Genomic DNA, 17,692 nt, shown 5'->3' with positions numbered 1-17,692 from the left:
ACCGCAGCATATAGCGGGATGGCGTCAGATTTGCAAGGCTTCATTGTGCAGTGCACAAAAAGTCACAAATGCTTTTGAATTACGCCTATTTCTCAGCGTGACTTTACATATTCGCCCGGCGCTTCCGCAATTGCACAAAGGTTCCCACCACCTGGAACCCGCGCACCGTTCGGCGTAGTTTCGGCACGGCTGATCGTACGGAGCCAGTCAAGCCAATCCGGCCACCAACTTCCGGCATGTTCCGTAGCCTGCGCGATGAACTTTTCGAGCGAATCGGCGGGCTCCGAATTGGTCCAGTATTGGTATTTCTTCGCAGAAGGCGGGTTGATTACACCTGCGATATGGCCGGAACCCGCAAGAACGAACTTGTGCGGCCCGCGGAAATGCTCGGTCAACTTCCACACACTTTTGGCCGGAGCGATATGATCTTCGCGGCCCGCCTGGATGTAAACGGGGGTATGGACCTTCGACAGGTCGATCGGTGTATCGCCGATCCGCAGCGCGCCCGGCGCGATCAGCTTGTTGTCGCGGTAGAGATCGGTCAGGTAGCTGAGGTGCCAGGCCGCCGGGAGGTTGGTGACGTCCGAGTTCCAGTGGAGCAGGTCGAACGGCGCATATTCCTGCCCCATCAGATAGTTGTTGGTGACGTAGTTCCAGATCAGGTCGCGGCCGCGCAGCAGGTTGAAGGTCGCTGCCATGTAGCGCCCGTCGAGGAAACCCTCGGCACTCAGGCTGCGGATCATCGCCAGCTGCTCATCGTCGACGAACACCCGCAGGTCGCCCGCCTCGGTGAAGTCGACCTGGGCCGTGAAGAAGGTCGCACTTGCCACCTTCGCCGCCTGGTCCCTCGCCGCGAGCACCGCCAGCGTCGCCGCGAGCGTGGTGCCGGCGACGCAATAGCCGATGGTATGGACACTCTCGACGCCGAGCAGGTCGCGCACCGTGTCGATCGCGTCGATCTGGCCGCGCTCGACGTAATCGTCCCACACCACGTCCTTCATCGTCGCGTCGGCCGAGCGCCAGGAGACGACGAATACGGTGACCCCCTGCTCCACTGCCCAGCGGATGAAACTCTTCTCCGGCGTGAGGTCCAGAATGTAGAAGCGGTTGATCCAGGGCGGGAAGATGATCAGCGGCGTTTCCAGCACCGTCTCCGTGGTCGGCGAATACTGGATCAGTTCGTACAGCGGCGTGCGCTTCACCACCTTGCCTGGCGTCATCGCAAGGTTGCGGCCGAGCTCGAACGCGCCGGCGGTCGTCTGCGTCATCTGGCCCTTGGCCAGATCCTGCAGCATGTGCTGCAGCCCCTTGAGCAGGCTTTCCCCCTTGGTCTCGACGATCTTCTCGATCACCTGCGGGTTGGTGGCGGGGAAGTTGGTCGGGCTGATCGCGTCGATGAAGCCCTTGGTGGCGAAGCGGATCTGGTCCTTCTGCCGTTCGTCGACATGCTCGAGCGCCTCGACATTCTTCAGCAGATGGTCGGCAATGACGAAATAGCTCTGGCGCAGGAAGTCGAACACCGGCTCCTCGCGCCATTGCGGCGCCTTGAACCGCTTGTCGCGCGCCTGTTCCGCCGTTTCGACGAAGGGCTCGGCATGGGCGGGATCGAGGAAGCGCTGCCACAGCTGCATCGTGTCCGCCCAGAAATCGGCACTGGCGCGCACGGCGGGCGTGGGATCGAGCATCATGCCGAAGGGTGGCGCGGCCGGCACATGCTCCATCAGGTCCAGCCCATGCTCCAGCATCATCTGCTGCGCCCGGCCCAGCACCCAGGTCCAGTGCTGCAGGTCCTCCAGGCGGGGTAGGGTCGGCGTGAGCGTATCGGCCATTGATCCTCTCCTTTGCCCCGCCTTAGCGCGGGCCAAGCAATGCGTCATTCCCGGATGCGCTTTTATGGCGTAGAACGCGCGCACGACACAATTTTGTGTCGCACGTGAGAACCCTTGAAAGTCGAGGAAATGTCCGAAGAATTCTACCGCATCAAGCGCTTGCCCCCTTATGTTATCGCAGAAGTGAACGCGATGCGGGCGGCGGCGCGAGCGGGTGGAGAGGACATCATCGATCTGGGCATGGGCAACCCCGACCTGCCGCCGCCCGATCATGTGATCGAGAAGCTGTGCGAAGTGGCGCGCAAGCCCGATGCGCATGGCTATTCCCAGTCCAAGGGCATCCCCGGCCTGCGCCGCGCCCAGGCGAACTATTATGGCCGCCGCTTCGGCGTGGAGCTCGATCCCGAGACCGAAGTGGTGGTGACGATGGGCTCCAAGGAGGGTCTGGCCAGCCTCGCCACTGCGATCACCGCGCCGGGCGACGTGGTGCTGGCGCCCAATCCCAGCTACCCGATCCACACCTTCGGCTTCATCATCGCGGGCGCCACGATCCGCGCGGTGCCGACCACGCCCGACGACGCCTATTTCGAGAGCCTCGAGCGCGCGATGAACTTCACCGTGCCGCGCCCGTCCATCCTCGTCGTCAACTATCCGTCCAATCCGACGGCGGAGACGGTGGACCTCGCCTTTTACGAGCGGCTGGTCGCCTGGGCGCGCGAGAACAAGGTGTGGATCCTCTCCGACCTTGCCTATTCGGAGCTGTATTTCGACGGCAAGCCGACGCCCTCGATCCTGCAGGTGAAGGGCGCCAAGGACGTGGCGGTCGAGTTCACGTCGCTCAGCAAGACCTATTCGATGGCCGGCTGGCGCATCGGCTTCGCCGTGGGCAACCGGCAGCTGATCGCCGCAATGTCGCGGGTGAAGTCCTATCTCGATTACGGCGCCTTCACGCCGATCCAGGCGGCGGCCTGCGCCGCGCTCAACGGCCCGCAGGACATCGTCGAGAAGAACCGCCTGCTCTACCACAAGCGCCGCGACGTGATGGTGGAAAGCTTCGCCCGCGCCGGCTGGGAGATCCCTTCCCCGCGCGCTTCGATGTTCGCCTGGGCGCCGCTGCCGCCGGCACTGGCGCATCTCGGCAGCCTGGAGTTTTCCAAGCAGCTGCTCACCCATGCCAAGGTCGCGGTGGCGCCGGGCGTGGGGTACGGCGAAAACGGCGAAGGCTTCGTCCGCATCGCGATGGTGGAGAACGAGCAGCGCCTCCGCCAGGCCGCGCGCAACGTGAAGAAGTATCTCCAGTCGATGGGAGTGAATACGCCAGCGGCGAACGCGGGTTGATGCGGGCGGCGGGGGTGTTGCTACACCCCCGCCCTCCTCAACCCCCATCGTCATTCCCGCGAAGGCGGGAATCCATTGGGGCCCACGCTGCCGTTCCAGCCGTGAGCGCACTGGCGAATGGATCCCCGCCTTCGCGGGGATGACGACGGATTTGCGGATGGGGAGAACCTCCAGAAACGGCACGCCCGCGTGCGTATGTCGCACTTGCGAACCGCGCCCCACCCGGGGCAGAGCCGGTCCCCATGTCCCGCCCTGGCTTTCCCTTCTCCACCCGCTTCCGTGTCCGCTATTCCGAGATCGACGGGCAGAAGATCGTCTTCAACTCGCGCTATCTGGAATATGCCGATGTCGGGCTCACCGAGTTCTGGCGCTGGGCGGACCTTGCCAAGCTAGGCCCGGAATGGATGGAGGCGGAGTTCAACGTCGTCCGAGCGCAAGTGGAATATAAGCGCCCGTTCCGCTTCGACGATCTGGTCGAGGTGTTCGTCCGCGTCCAACGGCTCGGCAACAGCAGCATGACGATGCGCGCCGATCTCTGCCACGCCGAAACCGGCGAGCTGCATGCCGAGGTGGAGCTGATCAGCGTCCATCTCGACCTGGAGACACGCCGCCCCAGGCCGATCCCGGATGCGGTACGCGCGGCGTTGCTGGCGATCGGCGGCTAGACCACGACGTCGGCGAACGCGCCGCCCTGCGCGCGGCCGAGCTTGCGCTTCATCTCGTCTTCGATGTCCTGGCGGATCGCCGCCTGCTTCTCCGCGGGGAGCTGGTCGAACTGTTCCTGGGTCAGGCTGTGCCGCTTGAGCACGGCTTCCTTGGTACGCTCGGCCGGGCTCTTCCTGGCTTCACGCAGAAAGGCTTGGGCAGCCTCGTCCACGGGGCCGCCCGCGCTGCCATGGACCGCGGCGGTCGCCGCCACGCCCTTCACGCCACCGATCCCCACCGTCGAAATGCCGAACGTCATGCGCAAATTTCCCTGATGCACACGCGCATTATAGAAGCATTTACGCTTTCGCGGGGCCGGCGGCCGAACTTACTCGGCCGCACGGGCCTCCTCCGCGTCGTCGGGCAGGGCCCAGACGAGATCGCCCTTGCCGAGCACCCGCCCGTCCTGCGCCTGCACCGTCACCGGCGCGATCGGCTTGCGGTCACGCGCATCGACCAGGATCGGCGAGGCCGGAACGCCGGTTTCCCACCGCTCGCCCCATTGGCGCAGCGCCACCATCGTCGGCAGCAGCGCGTGCCCCTTGTCCGTCAGGCGATACTCCACCTTGCGGCGATCGTCGGCGCAGGGGACGCGGGCGAGGATGCCATGCTCCACCAGCCGCGCCAGCCGGTTGGCGAGGATGTTGCGGGCGATGCCCAGCTCGCACTGGAATTCCTCGAAATGACGGATGCCGTTGAAGGCGCCGCGCAGGATCAGGAACGACCAGCGCTCGCCCATCGCCTCCAGCGCCGCCGGAAGGCTGCATTCCCGCGCCATCGCCTGCAGCGTCTCTCGAACGGCTCCACCCATAAGGGGTACCCTACCGTAAAATCCCGGGGTGGGAAACCGGCGCCAACGTCACGCTTCTGCAACAGTGATGCACGGAAGCCCGACTTTCCCCTCAAATCGGTTGCCAAGACAGGCCGGCCCACGCCATCTAGAAGGCGTGCTGCGTCAGTATGAACTTGTAGACCGGGTCCTTTCCTACGACCCCGAAGCCGATGAGGCCCTGCTCAACCGGGCGTATGTCTTTTCGGTCAACGCCCATGGAACCCAGAAGCGGGCATCGGGCGATCCCTATTTCAGCCACCCGATCGAGGTGGCGGGCATCCTCACCGACCTGCATCTCGACGACGAGACGATCGCGACGGCGATCCTCCACGACACGATCGAGGATACGGTCGCGACGCCCGAGGAGATCCAGCGGCTGTTCGGCCCGAACGTCGCCCGCATGGTGGACGGCGTCACCAAGCTTTCCAAGATCGAGGCGCAGACCGAAAGCGAACGGGCGGCCGAGAATCTGCGCAAGTTCCTGCTCGCGATGTCCGACGACATCCGCGTGCTGCTGGTGAAACTGGCCGACCGCCTGCACAACATGCGCACGCTCCACTTCATCAAGAAGGAAGAGAAGCGCCGCCGCATCGCCCGCGAGACGATGGACATCTATGCCCCGCTCGCCGAGCGGATCGGCATGTACGAGTTCATGAAGGAGATGCAGACGCTCGCCTTCCGCCAGCTCGAACCTGAAGCCTATGAATCGATCACCAAAAGGCTGGAAAGCTTCCGCGTCGAGGGTGAAGACCGGGTCCAGAAGATCTCGTCCGGCCTGAAACAGCTGCTGGGCCGTGGCGGCATCGAGGCCGAAGTGACGGGGCGCGAAAAGCATCCCTATTCGATCTGGAAGAAGATGTCCGAGCGCCATGTGAGCCTCGAGCAGCTTTCCGACATCATGGCCTTCCGCGCGATCGTCGACAGCGAGGAGGAATGCTACCGCGCGCTCGGCGTGATCCACCGGCGCTGGCCGATGGTGCCGGGCCGGTTCAAGGACTATATCTCCACGCCGAAGCGCAACGGCTATCGCTCGCTGCACACCACGATCATGCATGCCGGCGATACGCGCGTCGAAGTGCAGATCCGCACCCGCGACATGCACGCGCAGGCGGAGTTCGGCCTCGCCGCGCACTGGGCCTACAAGCAGAGCTCCGTTCGGCCCGACACCCAGGTCAGCTGGATCCGCGACCTGATCGAGATCCTCGAACATGCCGAGAGCCCGGAAGAGCTGCTCGAGCATACCCGCATGGCGATGTACCAGGATCGCATCTTCGCCTTCACCCCCAAGGGTGAGCTGATCCAGCTGCCCAAGGGTGCGACGCCGATCGACTTCGCCTATGCCGTGCATACCGACCTCGGCGACCAGGCCGTCGGCGCCAAGGTGAACGGCAAGGTAGTGCCGCTGCGCACCGAAATCGAGCAGGGCGACCAGGTGCAGATCCTCCGCTCCAAGGCGCAGGAGCCGCAGCCCAACTGGCTCAACTTCGCGATCACCGGCAAGGCGCGCGCGGCGATCCGCCGGCACCTGCGCCACAAGGAGCGCGACGAGACGATCCGGCTGGGTCGCAAGCTCTACGAGGACATCGTCGCCCGCCTGCCGGTGCCCCCGGGCGAAGGCGCGCTCGCCGAAGCGCTGAAGCGGCTGAAGCTCCCGGACGCGGAATCGCTGATGGAAGCCATCGCCCGGCGCACGCTTACCGACGGCCAGGTCATGGAAGCCGTGATGCCGGGCTCGGCCAGCGGCGAGGACGACGAGCTGCCGCCCCAGCACCACGCGATCGACATCAAGGGCCTCACCCCCGGCGTGGCATTCACCTATGCCGAGGATTGCTGCCCGGTGCCGGGCGACCGCATCCTGGGGGTGCGCAAGCCGGACCAGCCGATCGTCGTCCACCGCATCGACTGCCCCAGCCTGGCGACGGTGGAAGAAGCGGACTGGGTAGACCTGACCTGGGGCGATAAAGCCGATGGCGGCGTGGCCGAGATCGCGGTGACGCTGAAGAACGAGCCCGGCGCGCTGGGCACGGTCGCGACGCTGATCGGCCAGCACAAGGCCAACATCCTGGGGCTGCGGCTGGATAATCGCGACACGACCTTCCACACCAACACGATCGACCTGGAAGTGCGCAACGCCGCGCATCTGATGAAGCTGCTGGCGGCCCTGCGCGCGGCGGACGCGGTGAGTTCGGCCGAGCGCGTGTAAGCTCCGCCCGTTTCCTTCCCCGTCAGCGGGCGGAAACGGGCTGGACCTTGGATAGAGACCCGCTACCCTCCCCCGCATTCGAACCAATCGAAGGGGGAAAGCCTTGGATCGTCGTACCTTCCTCGCCTCGTCGAGCACCGCGGCGCTGGCCGCGCTGCTCCCCGCCGCGGCGCGTGCCGCCGTGGCCGGCACGCGCGATGCCGAGATCAACGCCGTCTACAACCAGATCGTCGCGGAACGCATCCAGCGCTCGCCGGAATTCGCGACCTCACTGGGCTTCGACAAGGGCCCGAACGCGCCGCTCAAGCACAAGCTGAGCGACGGCAGCCCTGCCGCGAAGGCCCGCAACCTTGCCGATACCAAGGCGGCGATCGCCAGGATCGAAGCCTTCGATCCCGCCGCCTTGTCCGAAGGCGCCCGGCTCGACCGGGAGGTGGTGCTCTATTCCCTGCGCAGCGGGACGGTGGCGCAGGACAAGTTCCAGATCGACTCGGTTGGCCGTCCCTTCCCGATCTTCCAGCAGGGCGGCGCCTATTTCTCGACGCCGGACTTCCTCAACACCAGCCACACCGTCGTCACCCAGGATGATGCCGAAGCCTATCTGGACCGCCTGGACGCCTTTGCCGGCGCGCTGGACCAGGATACCGCAGACCAGAAGGAAGCGGCGGGCCGCGGGCTCGTCGCGCCGGGCTTCTGCCTCGAGCTCACCCTCGCACAGATGGCGAAGCTGCGGCAGCCCGATCCAGCGGCGAACACCCTCACCCAGTCGCTGGTGCGCCGCGCTGCCGCCAGGCAGCTGCAGGGAGACTGGCAGGGCCGCGCCGCGAAGATCGTGGGCGAGAAGGTCTATCCCGCGCTAGACCGCCAGGTTGCGCTGATCCAGGCGCTGCAGGCAAAGGGGCGCAGCTCGGCGGGGCTGTGGGATGTGCCGCGTGGCGAGGAAATCTACGCCGCCGCGCTCGAGCAGTGGACCACCACCAGCTTCACGCCCGATCAGGTCCACAAGATGGGCCAGGAGCAGGTGGCGGAGATCAGCGCCAAGCTTGATACGCTGCTGAAGGCGCAGGGCATGACCAAGGGCAGCGTCGGCGAGCGGCTGACGGCGCTCAACGCGCGTCCCGACCAGCTCTATCCCGACACGGCGGAGGGCCGCGTTGCCCTGATTGCCGGCCTGAACGCCGGCGTGCAGGAAATCGCCGCGCTGCTGCCCAAGGCGTTCCTCAACCCCAACAAGGCGCCGCTGGAGATCCGCGCGGTGCCGGTGGAAATCCAGGACGGCGCGTCGAACGGCTACTACACGCGCGCGGCGCTCGATGGATCGCGCCCGGCAATCTACTGGATCAACCTCAAGGGCGTGGGCGACTGGCCGAAATACAGCCTGCCCTCGCTTACCTTCCACGAAGGTTTGCCGGGCCACCATCTCCAGATCAGTACGGCGCAGGCGGCGGAAGGCCCGCTGATCCGCAAGTTCGGCTTCTTCAGCGCCTATACCGAAGGCTGGGCGCTGTATGCAGAGCAGCTGGCCGATGAGATCGGTGCCTATCACGGGCCGCTGGAGCGCGCGGGCTACCTCCAGTCCTTCCTGTTTCGCGCGGCGCGGCTGGTGGTCGATACCGGCATTCACACCAGGAAGTGGAGCCGCGAGCAGGCGACCGACTATCTCGTCGCCACTACCGGCTTCCCGCGGGCGCGCTCGCAGCGCGAGGTGGAGCGCTATTGCACCCAGCCGGGCCAGGCCTGTTCCTACAAGCTGGGTCACATCGCCTGGACGCGGGCGCGCGCCAATGCGCAGAAGATTGCAGGGCCGAAGTTCGACCTGAAGCAATTCCACGAGGTCATCCGCCTCGGCGCAATGCCGCTCACCATGTTCGAGCGGCTGGTCGAGGAACGCGCCAGGGCGATGGCCTAATGCAAGGTTCGCGCGCGGGCCGGTGGCCTTCGAACTCCCCGGCCCGCGCGCAGGATCAGGCGGCCCCGGTCGCCTGATCCATGAGCTTTTTCGCCAGCGCGATCGCGTCGGCCTCCGACATCTTGCCCGCCTGCACCTCGTCGGCGATTTCGAGCAGCCGGCTGGCAACGACCGTTCCCGCCTCCGCCGCTTCGGTGATGCGGATGCCGTTCTTGGCCTGGCCGATGCGATCCCATTCGGCGCGGATCGCCGCCCAATAGCCCTTGGTTGCCGCCCAATAGACATCCGCAGCCTTCACGTCATAGCCGTCGAAGCGGGTATAGCTGTTCAGCACATATTCCTGGACGACCGGCTGCAGCTTGCCGTCGATCACGCCCATCTTGGTGTTGTCCTGCCAGTGGACCCAGCCGTTCGGCGTCGGCTGGTGACGGTTGATGCCGAGATAGCGGTCATAGACGGGGCCGCGCGCCGCATCGCGCCGCGCAAGCGGCCGCAAGGTCCAGCCCGAACGCCAGCGGCGCACGCCGGCTTCGGTGGTCCACTGGCCCCAGCTGCCATAGCGCGGGCTGTCGTCGACCTGGTACACGGTCTGCGACCAGCGGCCGCGGCGCATCGCCTCGGGCACCGCCTCCCACTTCCAGCGGTTCGGGCCGGCATAGACGAGCACGCGGGCAGGCTCATATTCCCAATCCTGCCGCCAGTGCTTGATGACCATGGACTTGCCGCCCTGCTCCACCACCAGCAGGTGCTGGAGGATGATCTTGCGGCCGCTGTCCTCGATCACCCGCACCACTTCGTTGCCGCCGGAGATCGACCGATCGATCGGCGTATAGTCGGCGCGCCACGCAGTCGCTTCCTGCATGTCGAAGCGCACCTTGAAGGTGCCGGCCATGGCGAGGATGTCGCGCCGGTCGGCCTCGAACGAAGCCTGTTCCTCGGCGGCGCTGCGCGGCTTCACGGGGCCGTCGGCGGCGGCGGGCAGCGCGGGCAGCAATGCCGCAAGGCTCAGGGCCAGCAGGCGGATATGGCGGAACTTCATGCTATGTCCTCCCATGCTCAGAAGCGGTAGCTGATCGAGACGCTGCCGTTACGCCCCGGCTGGGTGTAGGCGTCGGTGATCGTCGCGCTGGCGGCGAGGCCGCGCACGTCGTTCCACCAGGCATATTTGGCGTCGAGCAGGTTGAAGATGCCGGCGCGCAGCGTCAGCCCGTCCGTCACCCGCACAAAGGCGGTGACGTCGACGATGGTGAAGGCATCCGGGCGGTAGCAGGCGGCGGTGCACACCGCCGTCGTGGCGCTCAGTTCCTTGCGGGTGCTGTGCGTCACGGTCAGCTGGCCGCCCAATGCCCCGTCCGGCGCGCGATAGCCGAACCCGCCGACGATCTTCGCGGGATCGACAGTCGAGAGCGATGCCCGAGTGCCGCCCCGGATCACGTCGCCATCGGCATAGGCAAAGGCGAGGTTGGCGCTGAAGCCCCTGCCGAGCTGCGCATCCACCCGCCCCTCGATGCCGTTCACCCGCGCCTCGTCGAGGTTGATGAACTGGTACACTGCCGGGTTTGCCGGGGTGAACGCGCCGCCCACCACTTCCTGCGAGATGAAATGGTCGTAATCGGCGTGGAAGCCGGTCAACTGCACGCGCACACCGCCCCCGCCGAAGCGGATGCCGCCTTCCACGCTGCGGCTGGTCTCCGGCTTCAGATTGGGGTTGGGCTCGGAGCGGTAGCCGAAGGCGAGGTTCTGGAAGAACTGGTTCACCTGGGAAGGCTCGGGCGCCTTGAAGCCCTGGGCATAGTTGGCAAACAGGCTCACGTCCGGGCTCAGCGCCCAGGTTGCGCCGATCTTGGGCGAGACGCGCGACCCGCTCTGGCTGGCAGAGTTGAACCCGGGCAGTGCGGCATCCTTGCGCGGATCCAGCGCATAATGGTCGAAGCGTAGCGCCGGGAACAGCGTCACCGGCCCGAGACTGATCTCGTCGGAGACGAACAGGCCGGCCAGCGTGAAATCGGTGACCGGAAAGGCGCGCGTCGGATAGCTTTCGCCCGCCGGCGGCACCGTGCCGTCGCGAAACCCTTCCTGGCGGGTGCGGCTGGCGTCCGCGCCGATGATCAGCCGATGGCGAAACGCGCCGGTCTCGTAGCCGAAGACGATCTCGCCCGATCCGCCGAACACGCGATTGTCGAAGGTGTTCAGCCGGGTGCGGTCGGCGAGCACGGTTCGGTCCTCGGCAGAGAACTGACTGTCCTCAGCCTGTTGCCAGTAGAGGCTCAGCCGCGTGCGCTGGATGGCGCCCTGTCCGCCCCAGGTCCAGTCGAACGCGGCGCGCTTGCGCCTGGTCTTGTCGTTCGCCGTGGTGCCGGCAACGCTGGTGCTGACGCTGGTCAGCACGTTGCTGTCGAGATGGTTGTCCAGATATTCGCCGGTCAGCCGCAGCTTGTGGCCGTTGCCGGGTTCATAGACGATCCGGCCGAGCACGGCGTTGGAGTTGCCGTCCTGCGGATTGGGTTCGGTACGCGCCGCCCCGACGCCGCCCACGCTGCCCTTGTTGTCCAGCTCGGCAAAGTCGCGGCGGGTGTAGGCGACCATGGCCGACCAGGCGCCGCTACGCCCGGCCAGGATGCCGGTCTCGCTCCATTCCTGGTCGGACGATTGATAGCCTGCGCGCATCAGCCCGCCGATGGTCTTGCCGCCCGGCAGGAAGTCGCCGGGATCGGCGGTGGTGAAGCTGATCGCGCCCGCGAGGCCGTCGCTGCCGTAGAGCGCCGAGGCCGGTCCGCGCAGGATCTCCACCGACTTGACCAGGCCGAGATCGACATAGTCGCCGCGCCCCACGCTCTGCGCGCCGAAGGTGAAGCCGTCGGGCACGCGTACGCCGTCCACCTGGATCAGTACGCGGTTGCCGCCGATTCCGCGAACCACAAAGCCTTCATTGCCCGCGCGGCCGGTGGTCCCCGATGCCGCGCCGAACCGCGCCGGCTGCCGGGGCACGCTGATGCCGGGCTCGAACCGCACGAGGTCCTTGATGTCGCCCACCAGCTGGTCCGCCATCTTCTCGTCGGTCACCACCGTGACGGTCGCCGGCACCTTCTGCGTATCAGTGGCGAGCCGGGTCGCCGCCCCGGCCAGGCGGACGAAGGAATGGATCACGAACGCTCCCCTTACTTGCGATTGCAACTGATTCGCAGTTGCTATAAACCGAAAGCAGATGAGGTCAAACCCGTTCCGTAACGAACACAAATACCCGGATGGTTGCCGCGGCAGGAACCCGCCGCCACAAGGGCAGTTGCCCTTCCCGTGTCCGTGAGCCCTCCATGTTCCGACTGCCCCGCACCGCCACCGCGCCCTTCTGTCCTTCGGAGGTGCGCGGCACCGTGATCGTGCCTGCCAACCTGTCGCCGCTCGCCAAGCTGCTGCGCTACATGGGGCCAGGGCTGCTGGTTTCGGTCGGCTATATCGATCCCGGCAACTGGGCGACCGATATCGAGGCGGGCTCGCGCTACGGCTACGGGCTGCTCTTCGTCATTCTGGCGTCCAGCGCCGCGGCGATGCTGCTGCAGTCGCTCTGCGCACGGCTGGGCATCGCGACGGGCCGCGACCTCGCCCGGCTGGTGCGCGACCGCTATTCGCCGGGCGTGGCGAAGACCCTTTGGGTATTTGCCGAGATCGCCATTATCGCCACCGATGTCGCCGAGGTGCTGGGCAGCGCCCTCGCCTTCCAGCTGCTGCTCGGCATTCCGTTATGGATCGGCGTGCTGATCACGGCGCTCGACGTGGTGATCGTGCTAAGCCTGAAGGGCCAGGGGTTTCGGCAGATGGAGGCGATCATGCTCGGCCTGGTCGGCACCGTCGCCGCCTGTTTCGTCGTGCAGCTGTTCCTTTCGCCGCCCGATGGCGCGGCAGTACTGGCGGGCATGGTGCCCGATCCCGCGCGGCTGGCGGACCCGCATGCCCTTTATCTCGCGATCGGCATCCTCGGCGCGACGGTGATGCCGCACAATCTCTACCTGCACAGCTCGGTGGTGCAGACCCGGGTCTCGGGCGAGGACGAGCCGGCGAAGCGCGAAGCGGTGCGCTATGCCCAGATCGACATCATCGCGGCACTTCTGGCCGCGACCTTCGTCAATGCCGCCATCCTGATCGTCGCGGCTTCCGCCTTCCACGCCAACGGCCAGACCGGGGTTCGGGAGATCGAGGATGCCTACCGCCTGCTCGTCCCCGCGACCGGCGCCGCAATCGCAGCACCGCTGTTCGGTATTGCGCTGCTCGCTTCCGGTCAGAGCGCCACTTTCACCGGCACGATCGCGGGGCAGGTGATTCTCGAAGGGTTCCTCGACCTCAAGATCCCGTGCTGGGTCCGCCGCCTGATCACCCGCGGGCTCGCGCTGGTCCCGGCGCTGATCGGCGTGCTGCTGCTCGGCGACGGCGCGGTCGGCCGGCTGCTGGTGCTGACGCAGGTGGTGCTGTCCGCCGGCCTGCCTTTCGCAATGGCACCGCTGCTGCTGCTCTCCGCCGATCGCACGCTGATGGGTCGCTTCGCCTCCCCGCGCTGGCTGCAGCTGGTCGGCTGGCTGCTGTTCGCGGCAATCACGGCCGCGAACCTCTGGCTCGTTTCGAGCCTGTTCGCCTGATGCGCGCCCGCTCGACGGGCCGTTCCGGCAGCGCTACAGAGCGGCGATCATGAACCGTCCCCAGCTTTCCGTCGTCGTCCCGTGCTACAACGAAGAAGCATGCCTCGACATGCTCCACGCCCGCGTCAGCGCCGCCGCGCGCGACGCGGTAGGCGAGTCGTACGAAATCGTCTTCGTCAACGACGGGTCGCGCGACCGCAGCTGGGAGGTGATGCAGCGCCTGTCCGCCGCCGATCCGCACCTCGTCGCGATCAACCTGTCGCGCAACCACGGCCACCAGCTCGCGCTTACCGCGGGCCTCGACCTGTGCGCCGGCGAGCAGATCCTGATCATCGACGCCGACCTGCAGGATCCGCCCGAGCTGCTGACCGAGATGCGCGCCACCATGGCCGCGCAGGGCGCCGACGTGGTCTATGCGGTGCGCCGCAAGCGCGAGGGCGAGAGCCTGTTCAAGAAGGCGACGGCGGCGGTGTTCTACCGCATGCTTGATCGCATCACCGACACGCCGATCCCGCTCGATACCGGCGACTTCCGCCTGATGAGCCGGCGCGCGCTCGATGCGCTGCTCTCGCTGCCCGAACAGGCGCGCTTCATCCGCGGCATGGTCGCGTGGATCGGCTTCCGCCAGGTGCCCTTCGTCTATGACCGTCACGAGCGCCATGCGGGCGAGACCAAGTACCCGCTGGGCAAAATGATCCGCTTCGCGCTCGATGCGATCACCGGTTTCTCGACGGCGCCCTTGCGCTTCGCCAGCCATGTCGGGCTGCTGCTGACGGCTGCGTCGGTGCTGCTGATCCTCTACATCCTGATCGCCTGGGCAATGGGCCACGCGATCCAGGGCTGGACCTCGACCATGCTGGTCGTGGTGATTCTGGGCGCGGTGCAGATGTTCGTGCTGGGGATGATCGGCGAATATCTCGGCCGGCTGTACGTCGAATCGAAGCGACGCCCGCTCTACCTGATCGCCGATGTGGCGGGGCCGGTGCAGGCGCACGCCTCGCTCGGCTACCGCCAGCAGGATTCGGGCACGATCAGCGTGTCGCCCCAGGCCCGCCACAACGACGCCGCGGAGTAAGGCCTTCTATTCCCCCTCCCGCTTGCGGGAGGGGATAGGGGAGGGTGCGACGTGGAGGTTCTTGTTACCCCGCCGTCGCCCGCTACCCTCACACACCCTCCCCCTGCCCCTCCCGCAAGCGGGAGGGGAGAAAAGGGCAGACTTTGCTTAAGGCTTCGGCTCGGCCAGCACGATGATCGAGAGGCCGGGCGGCATCGGCAGGCGACCGAGCAAATGCCGCTCCAGCCCGAAGATCGCCTCGAACGCCTTGTTGAGCACGGCCGGCGGCGGCGAATCGTCGCTGTCATCCTTGCCCATCAGCTTGCCGGCGAAGCGCGCGGCAACCGCGACCGGGAACAGCAGCGAGTTGAACCAGCGCAGCTTGCGCCACTTCAGCCCCGCCTTTTCGAGCGCCGCAAGCAGCGTGCCCTTGGAATAGCGGCGCTTGTGGTGGTTCACCACGTCGTGCGCGCTCCACATCCACTGGTGGGCGGGCACCGTGATCAGGATCTTGCCGCCGGGCTTCAGCACCCGCGCCATCGCCTTCAGCGCGCCCACATCGTCGTCGATATGCTCGACCACGTCGAGCACCGCGACCAGATCGTAGCTGCCGGGCGCGACGCCCGTCAGGTCGGGGAGCGGCGACGCGCCGACCGGCTTGCCCAGCCGCGCGCTGGCGATCTCGCGGGCGGCGGGATCGATCTCGATTGCGTCGACGTCGCCGAACGCACCCAGCATCGGCAGGTTGTGCCCGGTGCCGCAGCCGATCTCGAGGATCTTGGCGCCCTTCGGCACCGCGCCATAGCGTCCCAGATAATCGGCGAGGATGTCGCGGCGGGCGCGGTACCACCAATGGGTGGAATCATGCGCCGCCATGCGGTCGTAAACGATACGGTCCATTTCAGCCGAAAACCCACAAACGATTGAGTGCGAAGGTCGCGAAAGGGGTGACGAGCACCGCCGGCACCAGCGGCCACCAGGTGGGCCCATGGACCCAGGGGCCGGTCAGCAGCCAGGTGAAGCCTGCGTTGAGCAGCATGCCCGTCGCCTGCACGACGAAGAATTTGAACTTCAGCGACGCATTTTCCTCGGCGCCGTGCCCCTGGAAGCTCCAGCGGCTGTGCATGAAGTAGCCGAAGACCACCGCGACCAGGAAGCCGGCCACCGATGCCGCCACCGGATGGATCACATAGGTGGCGAGCGGCCAGTAGACGGCGGCATAGACCACCGTCGACAGCCCGCCGACGATGACGAAGCGGATCAACTGGCCCAGCACCCCGCTGGCCCGCAATGCCTCAACGCGCTGCAATACTGCCGTCATCTCGCTTGCCCTCCGACCGGCGCTCGCCCTAATGCGCTGCAGCATCCGAGGAAAGCGATTTTGACGCCCAACATCCAGCGGCTTTTCCGCCTTCGAGACGAATTCGACCGCCACTGGCTGGTGTGGACGCTGTTCGCCTGGGTCTGCGTGGCGGTGTGGTTCGTCCAGCAGCGCCAGGGCAACATCTACTGGCTGACGCTCGGCGACACCGACGACAATATGCGGCTGATGCAGGTCCGCGCGCTGCTGGCGGGCCAGGGCTGGTACGATCTGCGCCAGTACCGGATGGATCCGGCACTGCGCGGGTTCGACATCCACTGGTCGCGCATCGTCGACCTGCCGATCGCCGGGCTGATCCTGGTGCTCAAGCCCTTTGTGGGCATGGCCACGGCGGAGAAGTGGGCGTGCGGCGTGGCCCCGCTGCTGCCGCTCTCCATCACCATGACCGCGCTGTCGCTCACCGTGCGACGCCTCGTTGCCCCCCTCGCCTGGCCGATCGCGCTGATCCTGCTGGTGACCGTGTGCACCACGACCCTGCCGATGTATGCGCCGCTGCGCATCGACCATCATGGCTGGCAGCTCGCCGCCCTTGCACTGACGGTCGCCGGCATCGCCGACCCACGGGGGGCACGCGGCGGCGCGACGGTGGGGCTGGCAAGCGCCTTCTCGCTCACCATCGGCCTGGAGCTGCTGCCCTTCTGCGCAGGTGCGGGCGCGATCCTGGCATTGCGCTGGGTGTGGGACGCGGCCGAGCGGCCCCGGTTGATGGTCTACGGCCTCGCCCTCGGCGGCGGGTCCGCGATCGGCTTCGCTGCCTTCGCGTCCGCTGCCAACCAGGCGATGCGCTGCGATGCGCTGACGCCGGTGTGGCTGAGCGTGCTGGTCGCCGCCGGCGCGCTGCTGGTGGCACTGACGCTGCTCAACCCCGCCGCGCGCTGGGTGCGGCTGGCGCTCGCGCTGGTGGCGGGCGGGCTGATCGTCGCGGGCTTCGTGCATTTCTTCCCGCAGTGCCTCGGGCGTCCCGAGCAGGTTTCCGACGAGCTCTACAAGACCTGGCTGTCGAACGTGCGCGAGGCGCGGCCGATCTACCGCCACCCCGCCGACACCGCCGTTCCGGTGGCGATCGTCGCCGGCCTGGGCCTGCTGGGCGCGCTGCTGGCGGTGTGGAATGCGCGTCGCAGCCCGAAGCTGGTCGGCTGGGTCGCGATTGCGCTGTTCACCGCCTTCGCGGCCGCCATGCTGCTGTGGCAGATGCGCGCGGCACCGGGCGCGCAGCTGCTGGCGGTGCCCGGCATCACCGCGCTGATCTGGATCCTGGTGCCGCTGCTCCTCCGCCGCGGACCGCTCTGGGTGCGGATCGGCGTGGCACTGCTCGCCTTTGTCGGCGTGGGCGTGGTCGCCAGCGGCGTGAAGATGCCCTGGGCGAACAAGAGCGGCGCCAAAGGCGGCAGCGACAAGGTGCGCCAGGCGAACATCGCCTGCACCCGCACCTCGCAGCTGCGCACGCTGGACGCCATCCCCGCCGCGACGATGTTCACCCAGGTCGATCTTGGACCCCGCCTGATCGTGGTGACGCACCACAATGCCGTCGCAGGCCCCTATCACCGCAACGGCCAGGCGATTCTCGACGTCCACCATGCGTTCACCGGCACGGCAGATGCCTTCCGCCCCATCGCGGCACGGCACAAGGCGGCCTATCTGCTGCTCTGCCCGAACATGGCGGAGACGACGGTGTACCGCTCGCACAACCCCGTGGGCTTCTACGCCCAGCTCGCCAAGGGGCAGGTGCCGGACTGGCTGGAGCCGATTACGCTGCCGGAGGGCTCGCCCTACAAGCTCTGGAAGATCCGCTACCAGGGCGAGTAAGTCGCCC

The 17,692-nt window shown here is 66.8% G+C and carries 14 protein-coding genes; 7 read left to right on the top strand and 7 right to left on the bottom strand.

Features of this window, described 5'->3' with window-relative positions; translation table 11 throughout:
* Positions 1-92 precede the first annotated feature (92 nt).
* Positions 93-1,829, bottom strand: coding sequence for a PHA/PHB synthase family protein (locus V7E00_RS00430; protein ID WP_333570846.1), 1,737 nt, complete (start codon positions 1,827-1,829; stop codon positions 93-95).
* Between the two features lie 129 nt (positions 1,830-1,958).
* On the opposite strand from V7E00_RS00430, the gene V7E00_RS00425 reads away from it, so the two are divergent.
* Positions 1,959-3,167, top strand: coding sequence for an LL-diaminopimelate aminotransferase (locus V7E00_RS00425; protein ID WP_333570845.1), 1,209 nt, complete (start codon positions 1,959-1,961; stop codon positions 3,165-3,167).
* Between the two features lie 242 nt (positions 3,168-3,409).
* Positions 3,410-3,832 (top strand): acyl-CoA thioesterase, encoded by a 423-nt coding sequence (locus V7E00_RS00420; RefSeq protein WP_333570844.1) that lies wholly within the window; start codon positions 3,410-3,412, stop codon positions 3,830-3,832.
* Here the strand turns inward: V7E00_RS00420 and V7E00_RS00415 are convergent.
* Complete coding sequence (locus V7E00_RS00415) at positions 3,829-4,131, bottom strand: hypothetical protein (RefSeq protein ID WP_333570843.1); 303 nt, start codon at positions 4,129-4,131, stop codon at positions 3,829-3,831. The genes V7E00_RS00420 and V7E00_RS00415 overlap by 4 nt on opposite strands.
* Positions 4,132-4,200: 69 nt before the next feature.
* Positions 4,201-4,683, bottom strand: coding sequence for a winged helix-turn-helix transcriptional regulator (locus V7E00_RS00410; protein WP_333570842.1), 483 nt, complete (start codon positions 4,681-4,683; stop codon positions 4,201-4,203).
* Positions 4,684-4,819: 136 nt separating this feature from the next.
* Here V7E00_RS00410 and V7E00_RS00405 point away from each other — a divergent pair, with 136 nt between their 5' ends.
* Entirely contained in the window at positions 4,820-6,907 is a 2,088-nt protein-coding gene (locus tag V7E00_RS00405; RefSeq protein WP_333570841.1) for a RelA/SpoT family protein, read from the top strand.
* Between the two features lie 103 nt (positions 6,908-7,010).
* Positions 7,011-8,816, top strand: coding sequence for a DUF885 domain-containing protein (locus V7E00_RS00400; RefSeq protein ID WP_333570840.1), 1,806 nt, complete (start codon positions 7,011-7,013; stop codon positions 8,814-8,816).
* Between the two features lie 55 nt (positions 8,817-8,871).
* Here the strand turns inward: V7E00_RS00400 and V7E00_RS00395 are convergent, their stop codons facing one another.
* Together V7E00_RS00395 and V7E00_RS00390 are read right to left on the bottom strand one after the other, a co-directional pair.
* Entirely contained in the window at positions 8,872-9,855 is a 984-nt protein-coding gene (locus V7E00_RS00395; RefSeq protein WP_333570839.1) for a DUF6607 family protein, read from the bottom strand.
* Positions 9,856-9,872: 17 nt separating this feature from the next.
* A complete protein-coding gene (locus V7E00_RS00390) occupies positions 9,873-11,963 on the bottom strand; it encodes a TonB-dependent hemoglobin/transferrin/lactoferrin family receptor (RefSeq protein ID WP_333570838.1) in 2,091 nt (696 codons plus the stop codon).
* 164 nt (positions 11,964-12,127) lie between these two features.
* On the opposite strand from V7E00_RS00390, the gene V7E00_RS00385 reads away from it, so the two are divergent.
* Both V7E00_RS00385 and V7E00_RS00380 read left to right on the top strand, forming a co-directional pair.
* Complete coding sequence (locus V7E00_RS00385; protein WP_333570837.1) at positions 12,128-13,444, top strand: Nramp family divalent metal transporter; 1,317 nt, start codon at positions 12,128-12,130, stop codon at positions 13,442-13,444.
* 49 nt (positions 13,445-13,493) lie between these two features.
* Positions 13,494-14,519, top strand: a complete 1,026-nt coding sequence (locus tag V7E00_RS00380; protein ID WP_333570836.1) for a glycosyltransferase family 2 protein — start codon at positions 13,494-13,496, stop codon at positions 14,517-14,519.
* Positions 14,520-14,666: 147 nt separating this feature from the next.
* Here the strand turns inward: V7E00_RS00380 and V7E00_RS00375 are convergent, their stop codons facing one another.
* Both V7E00_RS00375 and V7E00_RS00370 read right to left on the bottom strand, forming a co-directional pair.
* Complete coding sequence (locus tag V7E00_RS00375; protein WP_333570835.1) at positions 14,667-15,398, bottom strand: class I SAM-dependent methyltransferase; 732 nt, start codon at positions 15,396-15,398, stop codon at positions 14,667-14,669.
* A gap of 1 nt (position 15,399) precedes the next feature.
* Positions 15,400-15,819, bottom strand: coding sequence for a GtrA family protein (locus V7E00_RS00370; protein ID WP_333570834.1), 420 nt, complete (start codon positions 15,817-15,819; stop codon positions 15,400-15,402).
* Positions 15,820-15,879: 60 nt separating this feature from the next.
* Here V7E00_RS00370 and V7E00_RS00365 point away from each other — a divergent pair, with 60 nt between their 5' ends.
* Entirely contained in the window at positions 15,880-17,685 is a 1,806-nt protein-coding gene (locus tag V7E00_RS00365) for an AcrB/AcrD/AcrF family protein (protein ID WP_333570833.1), read from the top strand.
* Positions 17,686-17,692 lie beyond the last annotated feature (7 nt).

The sequence above is a fragment of the Sphingomonas sp. genome, from assembly GCF_036731925.1.
Lineage (GTDB): Bacteria > Pseudomonadota > Alphaproteobacteria > Sphingomonadales > Sphingomonadaceae > Sphingomonas.
Note: the sequence above shows the minus strand (reverse complement) of the source record. Positions and strands in the feature narration are given on the sequence as shown.

Coding starts and splice junctions, on each gene's coding strand:
- V7E00_RS00370 (WP_333570834.1), bottom strand. CDS start 15,819: ATGACGGCAGTATTGCAGCGCGTTGAGGCATTGCGGGCCAGCGGGGTG.
- V7E00_RS00430 (WP_333570846.1), bottom strand. CDS start 1,829: ATGGCCGATACGCTCACGCCGACCCTACCCCGCCTGGAGGACCTGCAG.
- V7E00_RS00415 (WP_333570843.1), bottom strand. CDS start 4,131: ATGACGTTCGGCATTTCGACGGTGGGGATCGGTGGCGTGAAGGGCGTG.
- V7E00_RS00425 (WP_333570845.1), top strand. CDS start 1,959: ATGTCCGAAGAATTCTACCGCATCAAGCGCTTGCCCCCTTATGTTATC.
- V7E00_RS00410 (WP_333570842.1), bottom strand. CDS start 4,683: ATGGGTGGAGCCGTTCGAGAGACGCTGCAGGCGATGGCGCGGGAATGC.
- V7E00_RS00385 (WP_333570837.1), top strand. CDS start 12,128: ATGTTCCGACTGCCCCGCACCGCCACCGCGCCCTTCTGTCCTTCGGAG.
- V7E00_RS00380 (WP_333570836.1), top strand. CDS start 13,494: ATGAACCGTCCCCAGCTTTCCGTCGTCGTCCCGTGCTACAACGAAGAA.
- V7E00_RS00420 (WP_333570844.1), top strand. CDS start 3,410: ATGTCCCGCCCTGGCTTTCCCTTCTCCACCCGCTTCCGTGTCCGCTAT.
- V7E00_RS00375 (WP_333570835.1), bottom strand. CDS start 15,398: ATGGACCGTATCGTTTACGACCGCATGGCGGCGCATGATTCCACCCAT.
- V7E00_RS00395 (WP_333570839.1), bottom strand. CDS start 9,855: ATGAAGTTCCGCCATATCCGCCTGCTGGCCCTGAGCCTTGCGGCATTG.